Annotated in this window: 21 protein-coding genes and 1 pseudogene; 7 read left to right on the top strand and 15 right to left on the bottom strand. The window is 47.3% G+C overall.

Annotated features, from left to right (window positions below; all coding sequences use genetic code 11):
• Nucleotides 1-16: 16 nt before the first annotated feature.
• Entirely contained in the window at nt 17-1,057 is a 1,041-nt protein-coding gene (dusB, locus tag ACTHMC_RS22645; RefSeq protein WP_440416654.1) for a tRNA dihydrouridine synthase DusB, read from the bottom strand.
• 76 nt (nt 1,058-1,133) lie between these two features.
• Here dusB and ACTHMC_RS22640 point away from each other — a divergent pair, with 76 nt between their 5' ends.
• The 3 genes from ACTHMC_RS22640 to ACTHMC_RS22630 are packed head-to-tail and all read left to right on the top strand — an operon-like array spanning nt 1,134 to nt 3,551.
• Nucleotides 1,134-2,009 carry a CPBP family glutamic-type intramembrane protease gene (locus tag ACTHMC_RS22640; RefSeq protein ID WP_440416652.1) on the top strand — a complete coding sequence of 292 codons (876 nt, stop codon included), beginning with the start codon at nt 1,134-1,136 and terminating at the stop codon, nt 2,007-2,009.
• Nucleotides 2,010-2,023: 14 nt separating this feature from the next.
• Complete coding sequence (locus tag ACTHMC_RS22635; protein WP_440416650.1) at nt 2,024-2,863, top strand: phosphatidate cytidylyltransferase; 840 nt, start codon at nt 2,024-2,026, stop codon at nt 2,861-2,863.
• A gap of 31 nt (nt 2,864-2,894) precedes the next feature.
• A complete protein-coding gene (locus ACTHMC_RS22630; protein ID WP_440416648.1) occupies nt 2,895-3,551 on the top strand; it encodes a phosphatidylserine decarboxylase family protein in 657 nt (218 codons plus the stop codon).
• A gap of 62 nt (nt 3,552-3,613) precedes the next feature.
• Here the strand turns inward: ACTHMC_RS22630 and ACTHMC_RS22625 are convergent, their stop codons facing one another.
• Nucleotides 3,614-4,309: a YjjG family noncanonical pyrimidine nucleotidase gene (locus ACTHMC_RS22625; protein WP_440416646.1), complete on the bottom strand. Its 696-nt coding sequence runs from the start codon at nt 4,307-4,309 to the stop codon at nt 3,614-3,616.
• Nucleotides 4,310-4,388: 79 nt separating this feature from the next.
• On the opposite strand from ACTHMC_RS22625, the gene ACTHMC_RS22620 reads away from it, so the two are divergent.
• Entirely contained in the window at nt 4,389-5,090 is a 702-nt protein-coding gene (locus tag ACTHMC_RS22620) for an SDR family NAD(P)-dependent oxidoreductase (RefSeq protein WP_440416644.1), read from the top strand.
• A gap of 1 nt (nt 5,091) precedes the next feature.
• Here the strand turns inward: ACTHMC_RS22620 and ACTHMC_RS22615 are convergent, their stop codons facing one another.
• Nucleotides 5,092-5,838: a LytR/AlgR family response regulator transcription factor gene (locus ACTHMC_RS22615; RefSeq protein ID WP_440416642.1), complete on the bottom strand. Its 747-nt coding sequence runs from the start codon at nt 5,836-5,838 to the stop codon at nt 5,092-5,094.
• Nucleotides 5,839-5,976: 138 nt separating this feature from the next.
• Nucleotides 5,977-6,381, bottom strand: a complete 405-nt coding sequence (locus ACTHMC_RS22610) for a hypothetical protein (RefSeq protein WP_440416640.1) — start codon at nt 6,379-6,381, stop codon at nt 5,977-5,979.
• Nucleotides 6,382-6,440: 59 nt separating this feature from the next.
• On the opposite strand from ACTHMC_RS22610, the gene ACTHMC_RS22605 reads away from it, so the two are divergent.
• The gene (locus ACTHMC_RS22605) at nt 6,441-7,904 is read left to right on the top strand and encodes a BatD family protein (protein WP_440416638.1); all 1,464 of its coding nucleotides are present in this window, start codon (nt 6,441-6,443) and stop codon (nt 7,902-7,904) included.
• Here the strand turns inward: ACTHMC_RS22605 and ACTHMC_RS22600 are convergent, their stop codons facing one another.
• Genes ACTHMC_RS22600 through ACTHMC_RS22580 form a run of 5 tightly spaced genes read right to left on the bottom strand, consistent with a single transcriptional unit; the run spans nt 7,905 to nt 11,624 of the window.
• The gene (locus ACTHMC_RS22600; RefSeq protein ID WP_440416637.1) at nt 7,905-8,606 is read right to left on the bottom strand and encodes a response regulator transcription factor; all 702 of its coding nucleotides are present in this window, start codon (nt 8,604-8,606) and stop codon (nt 7,905-7,907) included. It lies immediately after the preceding gene.
• A gap of 9 nt (nt 8,607-8,615) precedes the next feature.
• Complete coding sequence (locus tag ACTHMC_RS22595) at nt 8,616-9,593, bottom strand: sensor histidine kinase (protein ID WP_440416635.1); 978 nt, start codon at nt 9,591-9,593, stop codon at nt 8,616-8,618.
• A 3-nt stretch (nt 9,594-9,596) separates the two neighbouring features.
• Nucleotides 9,597-10,082 (bottom strand): gliding motility lipoprotein GldH, encoded by a 486-nt coding sequence (locus ACTHMC_RS22590; protein WP_440416634.1) that lies wholly within the window; start codon nt 10,080-10,082, stop codon nt 9,597-9,599.
• Between the two features lie 24 nt (nt 10,083-10,106).
• Nucleotides 10,107-10,982 (bottom strand): YicC/YloC family endoribonuclease, encoded by an 876-nt coding sequence (locus ACTHMC_RS22585; protein WP_440416632.1) that lies wholly within the window; start codon nt 10,980-10,982, stop codon nt 10,107-10,109.
• Nucleotides 10,983-11,033: 51 nt separating this feature from the next.
• Entirely contained in the window at nt 11,034-11,624 is a 591-nt protein-coding gene (locus ACTHMC_RS22580) for a pseudouridine synthase (protein ID WP_440416630.1), read from the bottom strand.
• A gap of 344 nt (nt 11,625-11,968) precedes the next feature.
• Here ACTHMC_RS22580 and ACTHMC_RS22575 point away from each other — a divergent pair, with 344 nt between their 5' ends.
• Nucleotides 11,969-12,910, top strand: a complete 942-nt coding sequence (locus tag ACTHMC_RS22575) for a UDP-3-O-(3-hydroxymyristoyl)glucosamine N-acyltransferase (RefSeq protein ID WP_440416628.1) — start codon at nt 11,969-11,971, stop codon at nt 12,908-12,910.
• Between the two features lie 30 nt (nt 12,911-12,940).
• Here the strand turns inward: ACTHMC_RS22575 and ACTHMC_RS22570 are convergent, their stop codons facing one another.
• The 6 genes and pseudogenes from ACTHMC_RS22570 to ACTHMC_RS22545 form a co-directional block, all read right to left on the bottom strand.
• Nucleotides 12,941-15,031, bottom strand: coding sequence for a histidine kinase (locus ACTHMC_RS22570; protein ID WP_440416739.1), 2,091 nt, complete (start codon nt 15,029-15,031; stop codon nt 12,941-12,943).
• Nucleotides 15,032-15,736: 705 nt separating this feature from the next.
• Nucleotides 15,737-15,892: pseudogene (locus ACTHMC_RS22565) on the bottom strand (two-component regulator propeller domain-containing protein); the annotation flags it as partial.
• Between the two features lie 13 nt (nt 15,893-15,905).
• Nucleotides 15,906-16,649 (bottom strand): LytR/AlgR family response regulator transcription factor, encoded by a 744-nt coding sequence (locus tag ACTHMC_RS22560; protein ID WP_440416626.1) that lies wholly within the window; start codon nt 16,647-16,649, stop codon nt 15,906-15,908.
• 19 nt (nt 16,650-16,668) lie between these two features.
• Nucleotides 16,669-17,754, bottom strand: coding sequence for a carboxypeptidase-like regulatory domain-containing protein (locus ACTHMC_RS22555; protein ID WP_440416624.1), 1,086 nt, complete (start codon nt 17,752-17,754; stop codon nt 16,669-16,671).
• Between the two features lie 11 nt (nt 17,755-17,765).
• Nucleotides 17,766-18,761 (bottom strand): SDR family NAD(P)-dependent oxidoreductase, encoded by a 996-nt coding sequence (locus ACTHMC_RS22550; protein WP_440416622.1) that lies wholly within the window; start codon nt 18,759-18,761, stop codon nt 17,766-17,768.
• Between the two features lie 35 nt (nt 18,762-18,796).
• Nucleotides 18,797-19,642: a 3-hydroxyacyl-CoA dehydrogenase family protein gene (locus tag ACTHMC_RS22545; protein ID WP_440416620.1), complete on the bottom strand. Its 846-nt coding sequence runs from the start codon at nt 19,640-19,642 to the stop codon at nt 18,797-18,799.
• Between the two features lie 111 nt (nt 19,643-19,753).
• Between ACTHMC_RS22545 and ACTHMC_RS22540 the strand changes: the two genes are divergently transcribed.
• Nucleotides 19,754-20,161 (top strand): helix-turn-helix transcriptional regulator (locus ACTHMC_RS22540; RefSeq protein WP_440416618.1); only part of this gene is annotated, 408 nt, incomplete at its 3' end.

Here is a 20,161-nt window from a genome sequence, read left to right as displayed (position 1 = left end):
TGATTCGGTAAATTGATCAGTAAGCGCAGGAGTTCAGCTGGTCCGGTGTTAATTGAACAGGGCTATGTACTGGTATTTGTCCGGCAAAATGAACGGCCACTTCTTCCAGGATAGCTTCTACCTCCTGCAATGTTTTTACAGAAACCAGTTTGGTGCGGAACTCCTTGATATGCGGCAGTCCTTTCAGATAATTGGTGTAATGCCTGCGCATTTCAAGTATGCCGAGGATCTCGCCTTTCCATTCAACGGATTTCCGTACATGTGTTCTGCAGACTTCGATCCTTTCTTCAAGGGTAGGAAGCGGAAGCATGGTGCAATCTTTCAGGAATTGTTTGATCTCACGGAAGATCCACGGATAGCCGATTGCGGCTCGTCCGATCATGATGCCATCCACGCCGTACCTGTTTTTATATTCCAGTGCTTTCTGCGGGGAATCGATATCACCATTCCCGAAGATGGGGATATTGATACGGGGATTATTCTTCACGGCGGCGATCAGGCTCCAGTCTGCTTCACCTTTGTACAATTGTGCGCGGGTTCTGCCATGGATGGTGAGCGCTTTGATACCAATATCCTGGAGGCGCTCCGCTACTTCTTCAATATTCTTTGAAGCATCATCCCAGCCCAGCCTGGTTTTGACAGTTACAGGAAGACTGGTAGAGCGCACTACGGCTTCTGTAAGGCGGACCATGGCATCGATATCTTTGAGAACGGCGGCGCCGGCGCCTTTGCTCACTACTTTCTTTACCGGGCAACCGAAATTGATATCCACCAGGTCAGGCTGAACAGTGTCTACAATTTTTGCGCTGATGGCCATGGCTTCTTCATCGCCACCGAAGATCTGGATGCCGAAAGGTCTTTCGAATTCGGAAAAATCCAGCTTCTGCCGGCTCTTGATGGCGTCGCGGATCAGCCCTTCACTGGAAATGAATTCACTATACATGAGGTCTGCGCCATTCTGTTTGCATACGAAACGGAACGGGGGATCACTTACATCCTCCATGGGAGCGAGGAGCAGTGGAAAATCCGGAAGTGTGATATTGCCGATTTGTACCATCGTTTGAAACTGTATCTTTGAGCCGGTTGCAAATTTACATACTAATATTTGTTTATACCATCTTATGATTGGTCATTTGAAGATAACATCTCCCTGGAAGCAGTTGGGCGTAATGGTACTTGTATCATTGCCATTGCTTGCTGTAATACTGCTTGATACTAAGTCAGATGTAAAGATCGATCTGACTAAACCCGGAATTGTGGAATCATTAAAATGGGGACAGATCTTTTCTTCGATCTCATTTTTCTTCATCCCGGCCTTCCTTTTTGCGGTGTTCACCTTCAGGGGCAGGCAGTTTTTTTTCCTGGGTTTCCGGCAGCCGGAAAAGACAAATATGTTGATCTTATCAGGTATTTGCGCCCTGGTGGCCTTACCTGCCGTATTCTACCTGGGCCAGCTGAACCAGGGCCTTCCTATCCCGGAATCCCTGAGGAATATGGAGAAAGAAGCGGGTAAAACCATGGAAGCGTTGCTGAAAGTGAACTCCACTTCAGATGTTCTCATAAATCTGTTCATCGTGGCGCTGGTGCCTGCTTTCTGTGAAGAGATCTTCTTCAGGGGAGCGCTGCAGCGCGTACTGATCTATCTGACCAGGAGCCCCTGGATGGGGATCGTTCTTGCCGGGATGCTTTTCAGCGCCCTTCACTTCCAGTTCCTCGGATTTATTCCAAGGGCTGCGTTGGGTATTGTGCTGGGAGCATTATACTGGTACAGCGGAAGTTTATGGACAAGCATCATTGCGCACTTTGTGATCAATGCAGTGCAGGTGGTTGCTGTTTCTTATATGCCTAAATATGTGAACGAGAATCCGCAGATGCCGGTACTGTCTGCCATTGTAGGCGCGGTTGCCGTATGGGCCATTATCCTGCATTTCAAAAATAAATCCTCCGTAACCTGGTCAAAGGTGTACAATACTGACGGGCTTACACCCACCAATCAATTCATAGCTTAAAATCCAACTCGTTCATGGCTCTAAACATGGCCACTTTAAAAACCCGGTCACTTTCAGCCGCCATTTTTGTGGTGGTGATGCTGGCGGGCTTACTGTGGAATCACTGGAGTTTCTTTCTCCTTTTTACCATTATACATTTCGGATGCTGGAAAGAATACCAGCAACTGATCGGAAAGATAGATCCGGATTATGCGGCAATCACGCCATTTCATAAATACGGAGTACAGATCGCAGGATGGAGCATCATGCTGTTCTTTACCAGTGATGCCTATAGTTTCGGAACATTTTCCCTCCATGCCATCGGTTGGTGGCTGGGCATGATCTGCGTATTCATCCTGCCCATCATAGAACTGTTGTTTGCGGGCACAATCCAGGCAAAGAATATCGGTTACTCAGCGCTGGGATTGCTGTATATTTCCTTAAGCTGGGGAATGATGATCGATCTGAATGCCGTATCCTGGCTCATTCCCCTGGGACTTATCATTTCCATCTGGATCAATGATACCATGGCTTATATCGTAGGGTCGCTCATTGGAAAAACACCTTTTTCCCCCATCTCTCCCAAGAAGACCTGGGAGGGTACTATCGGAGGAGCTATACTGGCCGTGGTAGTGGCAGGCCTGCTGGCTTACTGGCTGAAGTACCCGGTGCACCACTGGGTGATCATAGCTGCACTTGCTGCTGTAACCGGAACAGCGGGAGACCTGCTGGAAAGCAAGCTCAAAAGAATGGCCAATGTAAAAGACAGCGGCGCTATGATGCCCGGTCATGGTGGGTTCCTGGACCGTTTTGATTCCCTGCTCCTGGCCACTCCTTTCGTTTGGTTGTACGTTGTACTGTTTATGAAAGGATAATCTTCTTATTTTAGCAACTTAATTGATTTCAATGACCATACACAAAGAAGGCTATAAGTCGATCCTCATTGCAGCCATCATATTCGCTGTGATTAACCTGCTATCTTTTTATTTCATCAGCTATCAACTGCCATGGCTCAGCTGGCTGATCTTTATCGTTACCCTGGGACTTACCCTTTTTATCGTGAGTTTTTTCCGTATCCCTGCCAGGCAACTTACCCGTAATGAGGACCAGGTGATTTGTCCTGCCGACGGAAAAGTAGTGGTGATAGAAGAAGTGATCGATGAAGAATATTTCAAAGGCAAGCGTTTGCAGGTTTCTATTTTCATGAGCCCAGCTAACGTGCACGTGAACCGCAACCCCGTTAGCGGAGAAGTGGTATACAGCCAGTATCACAAGGGTAAATACCTGGTGGCCTGGAATCCCAAATCTTCTACTGAGAATGAGCGTCACTCAGTAGTGATCCGCTATCCCAAAGGAGAAATGCTGGTGAAACAGATTGCAGGCGCGCTGGCAAAACGTATCGTAAATTATCTCACTGTTGGTCAGAAAGTGGAGCAGGGCGCTGAGCTTGGCTTCATTAAATTCGGAAGCCGGGTGGATGTGCTCCTGCCAGTTGGTACTAAAGTGAATGTTCAGCTGAACCAGGTAGTTCAGGGGGGCATAACAGTACTGGCTACACTCTGATCTTACTTACCTGATATATTTTTGAAACGGCTGCCGGTGGTGGCCGTTTTTTATTACCGGTATCAGAAGATCTGTTCCAGTTCTTTCAATGAATAAACAGTATAAGTAGGTTTTACGTCCGGCGTAATATTCAGGTGATTTACAAATACCTGGTCTATGCCGGCATTGATGCCTCCTTTGATATCCGCCTCGATACTGTCTCCCAGGATGATACTATGCCCGGGCAATGCTTTTGCGCGCTGGAAAGCATATTCAAAGATTTCCTTGTGTGGTTTCAGGCTATTGCTGCCTTCTGAAGTGATCACTTCTCCAAAGAAGTGGCTGATGCCGGAGTAACTGATCTTGCTGTACTGAGTTTTTTCAAAGCCATTGGTGATGAGGTGGAGGGCGTAACCTTTATCCCGCAGATAGGTGAGGATCTCCATGGTGTATGGAAAGAGGATGGTGCGGCTGGGCAGCATGTCCAGGAACTGATCACTGAGCGCACGGGCGAACTGTTCATCCCCGATCTTAAAGTCCACCAGGCTTAAGTGCATTCTTTTCCAGCGCAGCTCATCTGCCTTGATGGTACCATTGCGATAGCGCTCCCAGAGCCTGTCGTTATGAATGATATATTGTTTATAGAAGCCTTCAAAGCTGGTCACACCACGGCTTTCAAGCGCCATATCGTTATAAATGGTTTCCAGGGTAAAACGGCAATTCGCATCAAAATCCCACAATGTATGGTCAAGGTCAAAAAACAGATGCCTGTACTTCATACTGCAAAAATACGACACTGAAATTTAGTAGCCGGAAACCCGGAAATATCCTTACTTCGTTACACAAAATTGCTGAAACATGAATATTGTGATCACCGGTGCTTCCAGGGGGTTTGGAAGAGCTATAGCAGAAACGTTTGCCGTACAGGGGCATGACCTTTTCCTGTGCAGCCGCAATGAAATGGATCTTTACAAAACCGTTGAAGCATTGATGCAGCATTACCCGGAACGAAGCATCAGGGCCATGCCAGCTGACCTGAGTGTTCAATCGCAAGCCGAAGCTTTCGGCAAGTGGGTGTTGGATTACAACCAGCCCGTGGATGTGCTGGTGAACAATGCCGGCCTCTTTGAGCCAGGCAGCGTGCACAATGAGCCGGAAGGAGTACTTGAAAGAATGATGGCAGTAAATCTCTACAGCGCCTATCATCTTACACGTACCCTGATCCCCTCTATGATGGCGCGTAAGCAGGGGCATATCTTCAATATATGCTCTATTGCATCCCTCCATGCTTATCCAAATGGAGGTGCTTACAGTATCAGTAAATATGCGTTGGCAGGATTCAGCCGCAATCTCCGCGAAGAAATGAAGCCGCACGGTATCAAGGTAACTGCTGTTTATCCTGGCGCTGCCTATACAAATTCATGGGCTGGCAGCGGCGTGGATCCGGAACGTATCATGACGGCCCGTGATATTGCCGCAATGATCCATACAGCATCACAGCTGAGCCCGCAGGCCTGCGTGGAGGATATCATAATGCGTCCGCAACTGGGGGATCTGTAATTTATTTCAGCTTCAGTGCTTCAAGGATAATCTCCTTTCTTCTTCTTGAAATATCAACCTGTGAACGGTCGCTCAGGGTGAGTGTACCATTCTGTGTATAATTCACCACATGCAGTTTGTTGACGAGGTGTGATTTGTGGATGCGCAGAAAACCGTGGTCTTTCAGGATCTCTTTGTATTCCTTCAATGTTTTGGAGATAAGCAGGGGCTTCCTGTTTCTGAAGTGGAACCAGGTGTAATTGATCTCTCCTTCCAGGCGGATGATCTCTTCCGGATCGAAAAAGTAAGTGCCTTCACTGGTTGGCAGTGCCAGTCTGAAATCTCTTTTGTCCTGCGCAGCAATATTGTGAAGCAGGTTCTTGTAGAGTGTATGCTGACTGGGCGCCACCACTGTACGCGTCATGAACCTGTCCACGGCCTGGCGCAGCTCTTCCGCTTCAATGGGTTTCTGCAGGTAATCGAGCGTGCTGAAGCGTAATGCTTCGATGGCGTATTTGTGATTCGCAGTGGTGAAGATGATATTCAACTGGATGTCCGCAAGCTTATTCAGTAATTCAAAACCATTCATCAGGGGCGTCTGAATGTCCAGGAAAACCAGTTGTGGTCTGAAAGTTTTAATGAGCTGGATGGATTTTGCCGGGTCATTGGAAGTTTTGACCTGGCTTATTTCCGGAACATAGCGTTCCAGCATCAGCTGTAAAGTATTCACAGCCGCCGGTTCATCGTCTATGATCACAGCTTTTATCACAATCCGAAGTTAAGGAATTTGTTGAGGCCTGGGTACTAACTGACTATGTAAACCTGCAATGTAACCGTGGTTCCTGCTGCAGTACCGTCAGCGTTGAACCTGTCTTTCACTTCAGCAAGGCGGCCGATGCCGTTGTCTTCAACGATGCTGGCGATAGTGGTGCGTACCTGCAGGTGTTTTTGCGGTATTGAAATCTTTTTGTGTACGCTTACTGTTGATCACGCCAATCATTTTTCGGTTGTTGATGACCGGTACTAACAGTACGGAAAGACGATATGCATCATCCACAATATAACGGTTATCGAGTGGGGTATCCGGAATGATCTCCGCCATGCCCGGCTGCGCCACACTGCCTCCGATCCCATTACCAATGGCGATCTCGATTGGGTCAACGACACTATTGAACGGGGGCCTGAGGGCGCAGGCCGCTTTCTGTTGCAGGATCTGCGTTTCATTGCCTGTCCGGTGCATCACGGCATCTTCTGTACAGGGATGTCCTGCTAATTTTCCGTGCAGATTGCCACTCATCCTTTTAACCGACATTTAACGGTGTTTTGATTAGTAATCGAGCCCGGCATCAGTTAAATTTGTTTACCATCAGAATGAACACCAAACTTTTATACTTCTTATTGCTGATCTGTTGCTGCTTTTGCAGTGCTGATCTGTCTGCGCAGTTGCCAATAGCCCAGCGGACAGGCATTGCCAATGAGCAGAATGAGGACCCGGATGTTGAAGCTGCATCGATCTTATACCCGGGAGAAGTGTTGGAGCAAAAGATAAAAAAGGGATTACTGCTGCGGGTGGAAGTAAGCAAAACCAATCCGGTAGTGGGCGAGCCGCTGAAAGTAGTGTACAAGCTTTATTCCAGGCTCAATACCAGCTCCCAGGTGATGAAACGGCCGTCCTTTACGGGTTTCAGCGTGCTTGAAATGGTGGACAGTTATGATAGCAAGCCTACGGTTGAAATGCTCAATGGTATGCCTTACTATGTGAATCTCATTCGTAAGGTACAATTGTTTCCATTGCAGGAAGGAAGCTTTGTACTTGATCCCGCCGAAGTGGAAAGCATCATTCATTTTGTAAAGATCAATATCGGTTCAGGTCCTTCCGTGCTGAATGAACGGCTGACATTGCGCTCCGAACCGGTAACGGTGCATGTTAAACCGCTGCCTGTAAAAGGACAGCCTGATCATTATACCGGTGCTGTAGGAAAATACAGGGTGGTAGTGATGGGGCCGGATACGGCTATACATCAGGGTGAGTTGGTGAAAGTGAAAGTGGTGGTGGAAGGATCGGGCAATCTGAACCTGCTTACGCCACCGGAGATCCGCTGGCCTGAGGGGGTGGATACAGCTGATCCATCCGTACGGGAGATGGTGGACAGGTTCAGTTTTCCGCTAAGCGGCTCCAAAACATTTGAATACTCTTTTGCTGCGCCGGATACGGGAAATATTGTGATCCCCGCAGCTTCACTGGCCTACTTCGATCCGCAGCAACAGCACTACAAAGAAGCGCTCAGCACGCCCGTGGTGCTGCATGTGGTGGCCGGTGAGTCGGAGAGCACGGCCAGGCTTCGGAACAGCGCCCTGAAAAATGTGGGTGAGCCGGGTATTCCGCGTCATATCTACTGGTTCGGTCTGGTGGTTCTTATCATTGCAGGCTGGCTCACTTACCAGTTCATTCAGATGGGAAAGAAAAAGCCGGAGCTTGTGCCTGCAGTTCCTGTGAAACCAGCGCCTGCAATTCCCGGTGCTGACGAGCAGCTGGCTACTGCCAGGGAATCGCTGCAGAGTGGTAACATGAAACTCTTCTATCACGAGATACAACATGTATTGTGGAATATGGCAGCCACCAGGTGTGAGATCCCGCCTTCCCTGCTCAACAAGCAGAATGTGGCAGCCAGATTGTACATGCAGGGTGTGGATGAAACATTGGTACAACAACTTCTGCATTTACTGAATACCTGCGAATGGGCATTGTATGTGCCCGAGCATGAGCAAAGCGATCCCCGCATCCTGCTGGATGGTGCACGCAGGGTGCTTGATGGGCTGCATCCCAAAGCCTGATTATTCTGTGTACTTGTAACCTACGCCGCGCACGGAGTGAAAGTACTGCGGATTGCGGCTGTCCTCTTCAAAATACTTTCTGAAGTTGAGAATGAAATTATCGATGGTGCGGGTAGTTGGATAAACGTTATAACCCCAGACCGTTTGAAGGATCTTCTCGCGGGGTACTACTTCGTTCTTGTTTTCTATCAGCAGTTTCAGCAGCATGGCTTCCTTCTTGCTGAGCTGGATGCGCTCTCCCTTGCGGGTGATGGCCTCTTGTGCCTTGAAGTCGAGCGTATTGCTTCCGAAGCTGTAATTATCGCCTACGGTGTCCTTCTCCTGCATCTTCTTGTTCTTATTGATGAGCTTCATTACACGCAGCAGTAGTTCTTCCAGGTTAAAGGGTTTGGTGAGATAATCATCCGCTCCTTTCTTGAGGCCGAGCACGCGGTCTGAACTGGCATTTTTTGCGGAGAGGATGAGAATGGGCACTTCATTATTCTGTACACGGATGGTTTCCGTAACGGTGATGCCATCCAGTTCTGGGAGCATTACATCCAGGATGATGAGATCGAAATACTCTCCCTGCACTTTCTGAAGGGCCTCACTGCCTGTGAAGGCTGAGGTAACTTCATAGCCCTCGAGTTCCAGGTTCAGCTTCAGGGCGTCGTGGAGATTTTCTTCGTCTTCTACCAGCAGTATGGATGTTTTTGTGCTCATGCTTTTCAATTACAAAGTGAAGTTCACCGTAAATATACAACCGGTAGGCGCATTATCGGTGACGCGGATGGTGGCATGCTGGTCTTCAGCGATCTTCCGGCAGAGGAAGAGGCCGAGACCTGTGCCTTTGGCCACGCGGGTGTTTTCGTTACCGATACGATAGAATTTCTCAAACACTTTGTTCTTTTCGTTATCGGGTATGCCCGGACCTTCGTCAACAACCTGCAGCATAATATGGTGCCTGCCTTTTGTGAACAGCCTGCATTCGATGCTGGCTGTCTTCGGCGAATACTTAACGGCATTCTCCAGCAGATTGTTCACCAGGATCTGCAGGAGCAGGGAGTCGCCGGTGAATTCAATATCCGGCTGGATATTGGTGACCCATTGCCTGGCAGGGAAGCGGTTGCAGAAATCCTGTGTGGCTGATTTTATCAGGGAGCTGAGGTCTATTTCTTCGCGGGCGATGCTGTAGCGGCCTCCTTCAAGTTGTGAGGAAACCAGGATATTATTGGCGAGGGTGTTGAGGCGGTTGGTCTCTTCCAGGGTCATGGAGAGCAGCTTCTGCTTTTTGGTTTCGTCGAGCTGGTGCTTGAGCAGGGTTTCCAGGTTGAGTTTGGCAACGGCGATGGGTGTTTTAAGTTCATGAGTGACGGCCATCATGAAATGTTGCTGCTGCTGCTGAAGTTTGATCTGTTTGCGAACGGCCCGGTAAACAAAGAGTGCCCCCACGAGTGTGAGAACCAGAAAGGTGGCGCCTTCGCCGGTGTATTGGGTGTTCTTCCTTTTCTTTTCGTCAATTATCTTTTCGTATTTGGTCAGATAGGCGGGATCATCCAGTACCAGTTCTTCCAGTTTGTGAGTGGCCATCTGTTCCACCTGCCTGTTGAGTGCAATGAACCAGAAGATCAGTGCGGCAATGATATAGGTCAGCAGTATCCAGTAGACAATGCTGGCCAGGAACAACTTGCTTTTACGGGAAGCTTTCATTCATCATTTGGCTTTTTCGATGCGGATACCTGCATTCATTACATTTTCCAGCGGGTCTTCCCTCATGGTTTGCTGCAGGGTGAATTTATAGGTGCCTGCACGGAGGGGAACGGGTTTCTCTTTGTCGGTGATGCGGATGCGTTGTTCAAAGATATCGTCCATCCCGGAGCCGAGCCATCCTTTATCATCCGTTGCCAGCAGAAGGTCCAGCTGGTGGGTATTGACTTCTCCGGCAGGGTTCTGGATACCAACATTCATCCACAGGTTTTTGTAGCGGTATGCATCCGTATGGCGGATCACTGCGTAAATATGGTACCGTGAAATAGTGTCTTCGATATTTACGGTGATCTCCGGCTTGAAGCTTTTGCTCCAGGAATGGTTGGGGATGGCAACGTTTTTTTCGAAGAGGTCGGTCCTTACGGAACAGGCATTCAGCAGAATGCCGGTCAGTAAGAGCAACAGGATGCTGGCGGAGCCTTGTTTTTTCAAGGGGAAATTTTTATAAATATAAAATTACAGTACGTTCAGGACCTGCTCCTTTGCTTTTTCCAGTTCGTCCTTCATCTGCACAACGGCTTTCTGGATGGTGGAGTCATAGGCCTTGGCACCCGTGGTATTGATCTCACGTCCTACTTCCTGGAGGATGAAGGATAACTTCTTGCCTTTGCTGTCTTCTGCTTCGTCCAGTACCTGCTTGAAATACTCGCAGTGGTTTTTGAGGCGGGTCTGTTCTTCGCTGAGATCGATCTTTTCGATATAATAGATCAGTTCCTGTTCCAGGCGGTTGGGGTCATAGTTTTCCTTTCCAACGTTATCTTCCAGGACTTTCACCAGACCTTCGCGGATCTTTACTTTACGAAGGGGCTCGAGCGCTATCACTTCCTGTTGCAGTCTTTCAATATTGCTGATGCGGAGGCGGAGGTCGGTTTCAAGCATTTTGCCTTCTTCCTGACGGTGCTGGTTGAGTGAACCTACAGCGGCGAGAATAAGTGTTTTAAAAGATTCCCATTCAGTATCGGTAAGCGTATCGCTGGTGGGGGTAATAACTTCCGGCAGTTTCAGCAGGCTGCTGAGGATGCTGGAGGGATCGAGGTTGAGATCTTTGGATAATTCGGCGATGGAGCGATAGTAAGTTTTTGCCAGGGCGGTATTAATGCTCACAGGTTTTGAGCTGCCGCTTTCCTTGAGGCTGATGGTACAGTCAACGCTGCCACGTCCGAGTTTTTCGGATAAGAGCGCCCTGATATCAAATTCAAAGGGTTTCAGAAACGCCGGCATTTTCAGAAATAGTTCAAACTGTTTTCCATTCAGCGATTTTATATCTACGAGGAAAGTTTTATCACCTATGGATTGCTCTGTTCTTCCAAATCCGGTCATTGATTTCAACATAAGTATCTCGATTTTACAGCAAGGTAACGAAATTGTTAATAGGCCTGACATTCAGCGGCCAATGCCTGTGCCTTTATAAAAAGTATTTCTGTTGAGCTCCATCATTTCTCCTGGTTGAAGATCCCTGATGGTGAGGGTGCCGATCCGGTATCGTATAAGCCGCAATGTTGGGAAGCCTGTTTTAGCCGTCATCCTTCTTACCTGCCTGTTCTTGCCTTCGGTAAGCGAGAGGCTCAGCCAGCTGGTAGGGATATTTTGTCTGAAGCGGATGGGGGGATTGCGGGGATGAACAGGAGGTTCTTCAGAAAAGGGGATGGCCCGGGCAGGTTTGGTCCGGTGGATCTTTCCATCGATGGTGATACTGACTCCCCGGCTCAACTCCATAATTGCATCTTCTGTGATGTTTCCTTCTACCTGCACCCAGTATTCCCGCTCATGTGCAAAGTCAGGATGCAATAACAAATGGTTAACCTGTTTATCATTCGTGAGTAATAACAAGCCTTCACTATCATAATCCAGCCTTCCTACAGGATACACGTCCGGCGCTACTTTGAAGAGATCATGCAATGTTGCTTTACCTTCGGTTGAGGTAAATTGTGAGAGTACCTGAAATGGTTTGTAGATGATGAAATATTGAAGCATATTCAAAAAAAAATCTCCCGATGATTCGGGAGATTTATTATGTAGATGGGTTAGTAAGTACCGGGAAATAAATTTCCCTACACAATATTAAAAATAATTTTCTCTAACTGGAAAAATTTTTGAATAAATTTTATTCACATTTTTTTTAATACTGTGGAAAATGTGGAGAGGAAAACGGGAGTATGTAAAGAAACCGAGCTGGTGTTTTGCAATGGCAAATGAATAACGCTGATGATACAAACGAAATTGTTGCAGCAGAAACACTGACAGCATCCGTGTTTCCGGAAACGATAGTTGATGATGCAGTGAACAAAACGTATTGTATTTTTGCGCAAATTCCCGATATGAAATTTCCATCACCGGTATCATTGCAATGGATAGCTGATCTGATTGGCGCTAGGCTGGTTGGCAATACCACGGCACAGGCAACAGGCATCAATGAGATTCACAGGGTAGAGCCCGGCGATCTGGTGTTTGTAGATCACCCTAAGTATTACGATAAGTGTATCAATTCAGCAGCTTCCTTTATAATCATCAATAAAGAAACCAGCTTCCCTGAGGAGAAAGCATTATTGATCACAGACAGTCCTTTTGAAGCCTATCAGACGCTCGTAAATCATTTCCGCCCTTTTGTTCCTTCTACCAAAGCAGTAAGTGATTCTGCCATCATAGGAGAAGGCAGCTGGATTGCACCCAATGCATATGTGGGGAACAATGTAACCATTGGCAGCAATTGCCGCATCCATCCAGGCGTAACCATCCTGGATCATACAGTGATCGGTAACAACGTGGTGATTCAGGCTGGCTCGGTGATCGGGTCAGATGCTTTTTACTACAATACAAAGAAGGACCGCGACGTGTGGTACAAGCGTATGGAGAGCGGGGGAAGGGTAGTGATTGAAGATGATGTGGAGATCGGGGCATCCTGTACGATCGACAGGGGTGTGAGCCACGATACCAGGATCGGCCGCGGTACAAAAATGGATAACCAGGTGCATATCGGACATGATTCCATTATCGGACCGAACTGTTTGTTTGCTGCACAGGTTGGTATTGCAGGAGCAGTGGAGATCGGAAGTGGTGTAGTGCTCTGGGGGCAGGTAGGTGTTTCAAAAACACTCACCATCGGCAACAATGCAGTAGTGCTGGCACAGAGCGGTGTACCATCTGACCTGGAAGGAGGCAAGATCTACTTTGGTACTCCAACGGAAGATGCCATGGTGAAGAAGAAGGAACTTATCTGGGTAAAACGGATTCCCGAAATATGGGAAAAACTCATGAAATAGAAACGAACCAGTTTCAATCCGCAGCCGGCACTACAGGAACATGTTTGGAAAACGAACGATCACCTGGGTGCCGGTTGCGTTTCCGGCCTCTTCCAAATCGATCACGTCAACCGTAATGGGAAGGTCCTGCAGACGGTTGAGCGCTTCGAGCCTTGCCCCGGTAAGCCGCATTCCCTTCGACTGGTACTCCACATGCATAAATGATTTCAGTTCCGCAGCTTTCTTTCTTCCCACTCCATTGTCTTCCACGATGCACACCAGGGTATTGCCTCTTTTCTGAAAATTCACTTTAATGGCTTTACCCCTCCCCTGGCTGTACCGGATACCGTGGCGGATACTGTTCTCCACATAAGGTTGCAGGATCATGGTAGGGATATCGGTATCGTTGGCGTCTATTTCAGGATCTACTTCAATGCTGTATTCAAAACTATGGCCAAAGCGCATGCTTTCAAGTTCAAGATAACTGTTGAGGTATCTCATCTCTCCTTCAATGCTGATAGTGGACCGGCTGGAATTATCCAGTGTTTGCCTGATGAGATGTGCAAATGCCGTCAGGTATTCATTTGTTTTTTCGAAATCATTCTGCAGCAGAAAATTCTGAATGGAGTTCAGGCAGTTGAAAATGAAATGCGGGTTCATTTGTGAACGCAATGCCTGTTGTTCCAGCTCATTGATACGGTTCTGTGTGGCGGACTTTTCCTTCTCCTGCCGCACACGCCGGAGAATCACCCACCAGGCAATGGCAATGATTATACCGATTACCAGCAATCGAAACCACCACGTACCCCAGAAAGCTGGCCTGATATTGAAAGGAACAGTTATGGTATTGCTGTTCTGACCGAACTTATTCCGGGCAAAGATTTCCAATGTATATTCTCCCGGAGGCAGGGCCAGGAATTCCAGGTTGGCATTGCGGGTGGAATCCCATTTATCTGTCAGGCCCTTGAGCCGGTACATGTAAAGGATATTGTTGGAGGAGCGGAAACTAAGGCCAGTGAAATTGAACTTCAGATTATTGTCATTGTGCATGAGCTGGTACAGGCTGTCTGCTGAAACCGTTCGATTTCCCAGTTCAATACTTAACATATTCAGCTTACAGAAAGACCGGTTCCTGATTTTGGATGAATCGAACCAGGTAATATAGTTGTCTGCGCCTACATAAATAATTCCGCTGTCTGATAACAGGGAATGGATGTTATTGGACGCCAGCCCGTCTTCGGTGGTGTAATGATCAACAGGTGCGTGAATATTCAACTGGTCGATCCTGTTGAGCCCCTTCTCTGTGCCTACCCAAACGAATCTGCCATCTGCAAACATGGCCCTGCAGTTATTGCTGTTGAGCCCATTGGTGGCATTGAACCAATGGACCAGTGTATCATTCCGGATTTTGAATACGCCATTGCCCTGGGTGTTTACCCAAAGGCTTCCATCAGCGTCTTTCAAAATGTTATTGACGAGGGAGTTAAGTTCTGGTATGGATTGGTTCAGATTAACTGGTTGCGCCCCGGGTGCTTTCTTTAACAGCCCGCTGGGGTTACCGATATAGAAGGTGTTGCCATCTTTGATGCCGGAGTGTGTTCTGAAATAAGTAATAGTGTCAATAATGGACATGTCCCTGGCATTGATAAGCAAAGTTCCTCTTCCTGTTGAAGCCATCAGGGTATCCTGCCCAAACCTGAACATATGTTTTACTACATCTGTTCTGCTGAATCGTTTTTGTCCGGTATACTTATTGTATTTAATGATGAAGTCATCAAAGCAAAGCATCACCTCTGATCTATTTAGTGGTTGTATCCAGTGCAGACGGTTATCAATAGTTTTGTTATTGGCCATAGGAATATAGTGATTGAACCCGATCTCTTCTGTCTTATTCCCATCTATACGAAATAGCCTTCCGGCGCTACTTCCCGCATAAATAATATTACCTGCCCGGTGTAAAGAATGAATGATTGCTTTGTGTTGCTGAAAATTCAACGACTTGATATCCCTGGAAGGGATCACAAAAATTCCTTCGGAGTTAGTGGAGATCCAGATATTGTTTTCTGCATCAGTAAAACCCCGATTAACCACTTTGCCTTTGAATAAATGGTCGATCATTTTTCCTGTTACCGTGTCAAACATCAATATGCCGGAGTTTGTGGAATAAAATGCGACAGTCCACCCATTATTTAAAGTACAACTGACCCTGTGGCTTCTGTTGGCAGCTTCAATAAAATGTAGTTTCAGTTTTTCATCCATGTAAGAAGGGATCAGGATATCGCGGTTAGGGTGATTCAATTCATGAACTAAAACAAGAGAGTCTCCTGTAGGCCGGTAAACTAAATAAGTCTTATTCTTTTGATTATAAACAACACTGGTATGATGTGACCACTTGTTTTCAAGGGCATTAAATAAGTATGTATTATGGTAATTAGTAGATGTGTCAAGAAAAGATACCCTGAATTCGTCTTTGTTATATCCTGAACTGATTGATCCTAAATGAGAAGAGTTTTTTTCAACCGAAGTTTCGATGATACTGTCCTTTCTTGTAAGCAAATATAAAAACTGTCTTTCAAGAGCGTCTGTTCCAAATAACATGTCACCTCCCTCATTTTCCCTTACCAAATAAACGACACTCCGGAAATGCATTTTTGCCAGCAAGGGATCGTTTTTTTGGGTATGTACCTTCCCTTTGTAAACATAACATATGGAATTATGCATAGGACTTATCCAGGTTCGGCCCCTGGTGTCTGAATACAACATGATGATATCATTGCTTGGTAGCCCATCCTGCATGGTGTAGGTCACAAAATTCCTGCCATCGAACCTGACCAGGCCTGCATCAGTGGCTATCCATATGAAACCTTCAATGTCCTGCTTTATGTCGTAAATAGTATTACTGGGAAGTCCATCGGAAATAGTGTATTGCCTGTAGCTTACGTCCTGCGAAGAACATACCTGGCTTGTCAGCAATAGTACAGAAAGTATTAGAAGGCGGAGCATAAGATTATCAGGGCTAAATGAATTTAGACAGGAACTCATCCTTCTTCCTGGTGCTGACTTCAATACTGCTTCCGTCTTCCATTTCCACATATCCACCTCTTCCGCGGTGGTACTTACGGATATAATTATGGTTAATGATATGGGAGTGATGCACACGGGAAAAACTGGTCATATCCAGCAGGCTTTCAAATTCCTTCAATGGACGGGACACGATGATCTTCGATTTGTCTTTCAGAAAAATGAGAGTATAGTTATTGCTTGCTTCCAATCTTACAAAGTCATCGGTGTCTAAAAATATGAGTCCTTCAAATGTAGGCAGAGCAAGCCTTTTGGAACTGGTCTGTGGTGATTTCAGATTATACAAAAGGTTTTCAATTCTTCCGCTGATATTCTTCGACTTCACCTTTTCCTCCGCTTTCTTAACCGCAGCCTGCAACTCTTTTATGCTGACCGGTTTGAGCAGGTAATCCAGCGCTGAAAGTTTGATGGCATTCAATGCATAATTGTCGAAGGCAGTAACAAAGATCACTTCAAAAGTGATAGCGGGTAAATTGTTAAGCAGGTCGAATGCATTGCCGAAGGGCATTTCGATATCTATGAACAGTAGATCAGGCTGATGGTGCAGGATCAGTTCGCGTGCAGTAGTGATATTGTCTGCCGTTGCAGTAACAGAAACTACCGGGCAATAACGGATCAGCAATTCGTGCAGTGCCTCCACACTGTTGGGCTCATCATCAACAATAATGCTTTTAATCATATGGCTATACGTGTTGCAATCAATGGTATTCGTAATCGTAGGGGAGCAGTTCGGCCAATTGTTTCCAGGCCCAGTACCCCATGCTGATGACGGTTTGCTGGTCATAGAAATATCCGTTCTGTTCTATGATGAAACCTTCATCCAGTACGTTGAGCAGGGATACCTGCGCTTTGATGGTAGATGGAAGTTTGTAATCCTGCAAATACCTTTTGTCGGGGAACACCAGTTTGTACGTGATCCGGTAACGGCCTTTCCAGTTGACGAATACATCACTGCTGTCAGCTTCATACAGGCTCTCATTGTAAAGATCTTTGATGTAGGTGCCTTTGGCGCTCTGCGGGTCATCTTCCATCTTTTCAACCACAAATCCTTCATCCTCCACAGCGCTGTCGTACAGTGCACGCATGAAATGCAGGCGGCTGCCCAGGTAGGTACGTGCCCTTTGCTTTTCATATTGCGCTTTTACTTCAGCAGTAGTATCGATCTCTGTGAACAGTGGATAGCCTGTATACTGACTGATATTGGTACTGTAATCGAAACTGAAAGAGTCCAGCTGGTAACGTATATGATAGCCCAGCACATCATTGGTAATGATAAGATCTTCCCTTGCTGTTACCTTGAGTCTGTTCCTTTTTTTATAGAAAAAGAAACGAAGTGCTTCCGGATTGCGGATCACGCATTGGGCGGCATTGGGCGATGTACCGATGAAATGCTCGATGAAGAATTTCCCGTATTTGGTAAGTCCGTCTGCTACTTCAGCGCTGGCCACAACTGCCACTTCGGTGAGAGACTTCTCTTCTTTGATCAGTGCTATCTGCATGGTATCAACAGGCGGGAGGTTATTGCTGATGCGGATCACTTTCTTTTCATATCCCATGAAAGAGATCACGAGATCGTAGCCGCCGTTTGGCAGACGGAGAAAGAATAAGCCTTCTTTATTGGTGATGGTGCCTTGCGTGGTATTCTGGCAGTAGGCAGATGCTCCGGTCAATACCTGTTGAGTGGCAGAGTCGGTTACTTTGCCGAGTATGGTAAAACTCTTTTCCTGGGAGCTGGCGGAGAAATGGGCGATCAACAGGATAAGGAATGATAGTATCTTTTTCATAGTCACTGATTTCAGGATGAGGGCAATTGCTCTTTATATCGCTTGCATGCTTTCTCGATGGTTTGCGCCAGTGGCGTAAAACTGAAGTCCGGTAAGGTGTTCAGCAGTTTTGTATTATCGAAATAGGTCTTGCTTTGTGCCACCCTTGCACTTTGTCTGGTCAGCAGCGGCTTTTTACCGGTGAACTTCGATTTCAATCTTTCCAGCCGCCATGCAAGCTTCATCAGAAAAGGGCTTGCAAGCCTGGAAGGTCTTTTCTTACCGAAATTATCTGCAATGGTGTCAAGCAATTGCCGCAGCGGCCAGTTTTCCCCGGATACGATGAAGCGTTCATTGCTGACAGGGCATTTCATCAGCGCCACTGCCACCTTTGCCACATCTTCCACATCTACAAATCCATTCACACCATTGGTATACCAGGGAAACTCGTTGTATACTGTTTTAAAGATCTCGCAGCTGCTGCTGTTCCAGTCTCCATATCCAAGGATTGTACTTGGGTTGAGCACCATCACTTCCATCCCTTCACCCATGGCTCTCCACACTTCCATTTCAGCAAAATATTTGCTGATGGCATAATGGGTGTTCGATTTGCTTTTGGTCCATTTCTTCTCTTCCGTCACCTTCGATTCTTTGGCCGTTCTTCCGAGGGCAGCTACAGAACTAATGTACACAAAACGGCGCACATTTTTATCCAGGGCTATATTCACCACATTAGCAGTGCCTTCGATATTCACTTTGTACAAAGTGCGTTCTTTATCCGGATCAAAGGATACGATGGCGGCTGAATGTATAACGGTGTCGATGCCTTCGAGCGCGTCTTCCAGCGACACAATATCCAGGATATCACCATCCACCCATTCCACTTTTGCGAAGATCTCTGCGGGAATAAAGGATGGGAGATCGCGGCTGCGCTTCAGTGCACGGACCTGGTAGCCCTGCTGAACGAGTTCCCTGATGATGTAAGCGCCCAGGAAACCTGTGCCGCCGGTGATGAGGATTTTAGACAATGGATGATTTTTTATTGCTGTACTGACTGACTGGCTCAGTTATACTCGTAATAACCTTTTTTTGTTTTTCTTCCCAGGGCACCACTGTTCACTTTCTCCTGCTGCAATGGCGAAGGACGCAACCTCAGTGGCTGTCCCAGCTGATCGTATACGGAGCAACTCACTGCATAGTTGATATCGTTACCGATCAGGTCCATGAGCTTGAAAGGGCCCATTTTAAAACCTGTTGCTTCCAGCAGGGAATCGATAGCACCGAAATTGCTGAGCTCCTGCTCCGCCAGGTAAAGTGCCTCCAGGTAATAAGGTCTTGCCACGTGGTTAACGATGAACCCGGGTGCGTCTTTACAGAGCACGGGGGTTTTTTCCAGCTGTTTTGTAAGTGCTGTCACAGCATCGATGGTTGCTTTGTTGGTCTGCGGGGTTGCTACTACTTCCACCAGTTTCATCAGCGGCGCAGGATTGAAGAAGTGCATGCCTGCCACTCTCTCCGGACGCACCACCTGTGAGGCTATCTCCGACACGGAGAGAGAAGATGTATTGGTAGCGAAAATGGTTTCGCTGTGATTTACTTCCGCCAGCTGATTGAAGAGCGCCACTTTGGCGGGCAGCTTTTCCACGATGGCTTCTATCACTATATCTGCAATGCAGTCGTTGATCTCATTGGTGAACCGGATATGATCCAGGATGCTATGCTGTTGGGCCGCAGTAAGCTTGTTCCTGTCTACCAGCACCTGCAGGTCTTTCTGCAGAGCGGCTTTCGCCTGTTCAAGCACCTCCCTGTTCAGATCGAAAAGAACGGTATGAAATCCATAGCGGGCTGCAACCTGGGCAATTCCCCGGCCCATAGTGCCGGCCCCGCAAACGCAAACGGTCTGAATCATAATAGTCTGTTGAACTGGTGAATGCCATTAAAATTTGGCGGGATAAAAGTACTGAAAAGAGCGGGTATACAATTTCATAGTAGTAATTTAGTGTTCGCATAAACCGTTGTTGTGAACAGAATAGACCGGCTCCACGCCATTCTCACCCATCTTCAAAGCAAAAGAAGGGTCACCGCCCAGGAAATTGCAGACCGTTTCAATATCAGCCTGCGTACCGTTTACCGGGATGTAAAAGCGCTGGACGAAAGCGGCGTGCCCGTGATCGGTGAAGCGGGCAGCGGTTATTCCATCATGGAAGGTTACCGCCTGCCGCCCGTTATGTTCAGCCAGCAGGAAGCCAACGCCCTGCTGATAGGCGGCAAACTGGCGGAAAAGCTCACGGACGGCTCCGTGCGGCAACATTTTGAAGCAGCCCTCTTTAAGGTCAAAGCGGTGCTCAGGTCAACCGATAAGGAGAATCTTGACCGCCTCACCAACCAGATCGAAGTGCTTCGCTTCAGGGCCCCGCAGGATGAAGCG

Source organism: Pseudobacter sp. (assembly GCF_051955275.1).
Classification (GTDB): domain Bacteria; phylum Bacteroidota; class Bacteroidia; order Chitinophagales; family Chitinophagaceae; genus Pseudobacter.
The sequence above is the reverse complement of the archived record's forward strand: the minus strand, read 5'-3'. Positions and strand labels throughout refer to the sequence as shown.

What these genes read in the sequence shown, in the direction of transcription:
- ACTHMC_RS22555 (WP_440416624.1), bottom strand. Translation starts at nt 17,754, where the DNA reads ATGAAAAAGATACTATCATTCCTTATCCTGTTGATCGCCCATTTCTCC.
- ACTHMC_RS22635 (WP_440416650.1), top strand. Translation starts at nt 2,024, where the DNA reads ATGGCTCTAAACATGGCCACTTTAAAAACCCGGTCACTTTCAGCCGCC.
- ACTHMC_RS22580 (WP_440416630.1), bottom strand. Translation starts at nt 11,624, where the DNA reads ATGCTTCAATATTTCATCATCTACAAACCATTTCAGGTACTCTCACAA.
- ACTHMC_RS22605 (WP_440416638.1), top strand. Translation starts at nt 6,441, where the DNA reads ATGAACACCAAACTTTTATACTTCTTATTGCTGATCTGTTGCTGCTTT.
- ACTHMC_RS22610 (WP_440416640.1), bottom strand. Translation starts at nt 6,381, where the DNA reads ATGTCGGTTAAAAGGATGAGTGGCAATCTGCACGGAAAATTAGCAGGA.
- ACTHMC_RS22570 (WP_440416739.1), bottom strand. Translation starts at nt 15,031, where the DNA reads ATGTTTGACACGGTAACAGGAAAAATGATCGACCATTTATTCAAAGGC.
- ACTHMC_RS22585 (WP_440416632.1), bottom strand. Translation starts at nt 10,982, where the DNA reads ATGTTGAAATCAATGACCGGATTTGGAAGAACAGAGCAATCCATAGGT.
- ACTHMC_RS22630 (WP_440416648.1), top strand. Translation starts at nt 2,895, where the DNA reads ATGACCATACACAAAGAAGGCTATAAGTCGATCCTCATTGCAGCCATC.
- ACTHMC_RS22560 (WP_440416626.1), bottom strand. Translation starts at nt 16,649, where the DNA reads ATGATTAAAAGCATTATTGTTGATGATGAGCCCAACAGTGTGGAGGCA.
- ACTHMC_RS22600 (WP_440416637.1), bottom strand. Translation starts at nt 8,606, where the DNA reads ATGAGCACAAAAACATCCATACTGCTGGTAGAAGACGAAGAAAATCTC.
- ACTHMC_RS22625 (WP_440416646.1), bottom strand. Translation starts at nt 4,309, where the DNA reads ATGAAGTACAGGCATCTGTTTTTTGACCTTGACCATACATTGTGGGAT.
- ACTHMC_RS22545 (WP_440416620.1), bottom strand. Translation starts at nt 19,642, where the DNA reads ATGATTCAGACCGTTTGCGTTTGCGGGGCCGGCACTATGGGCCGGGGA.
- ACTHMC_RS22575 (WP_440416628.1), top strand. Translation starts at nt 11,969, where the DNA reads ATGAAATTTCCATCACCGGTATCATTGCAATGGATAGCTGATCTGATT.
- ACTHMC_RS22595 (WP_440416635.1), bottom strand. Translation starts at nt 9,593, where the DNA reads ATGAAAGCTTCCCGTAAAAGCAAGTTGTTCCTGGCCAGCATTGTCTAC.
- ACTHMC_RS22620 (WP_440416644.1), top strand. Translation starts at nt 4,389, where the DNA reads ATGAATATTGTGATCACCGGTGCTTCCAGGGGGTTTGGAAGAGCTATA.
- dusB (WP_440416654.1), bottom strand. Translation starts at nt 1,057, where the DNA reads ATGGTACAAATCGGCAATATCACACTTCCGGATTTTCCACTGCTCCTC.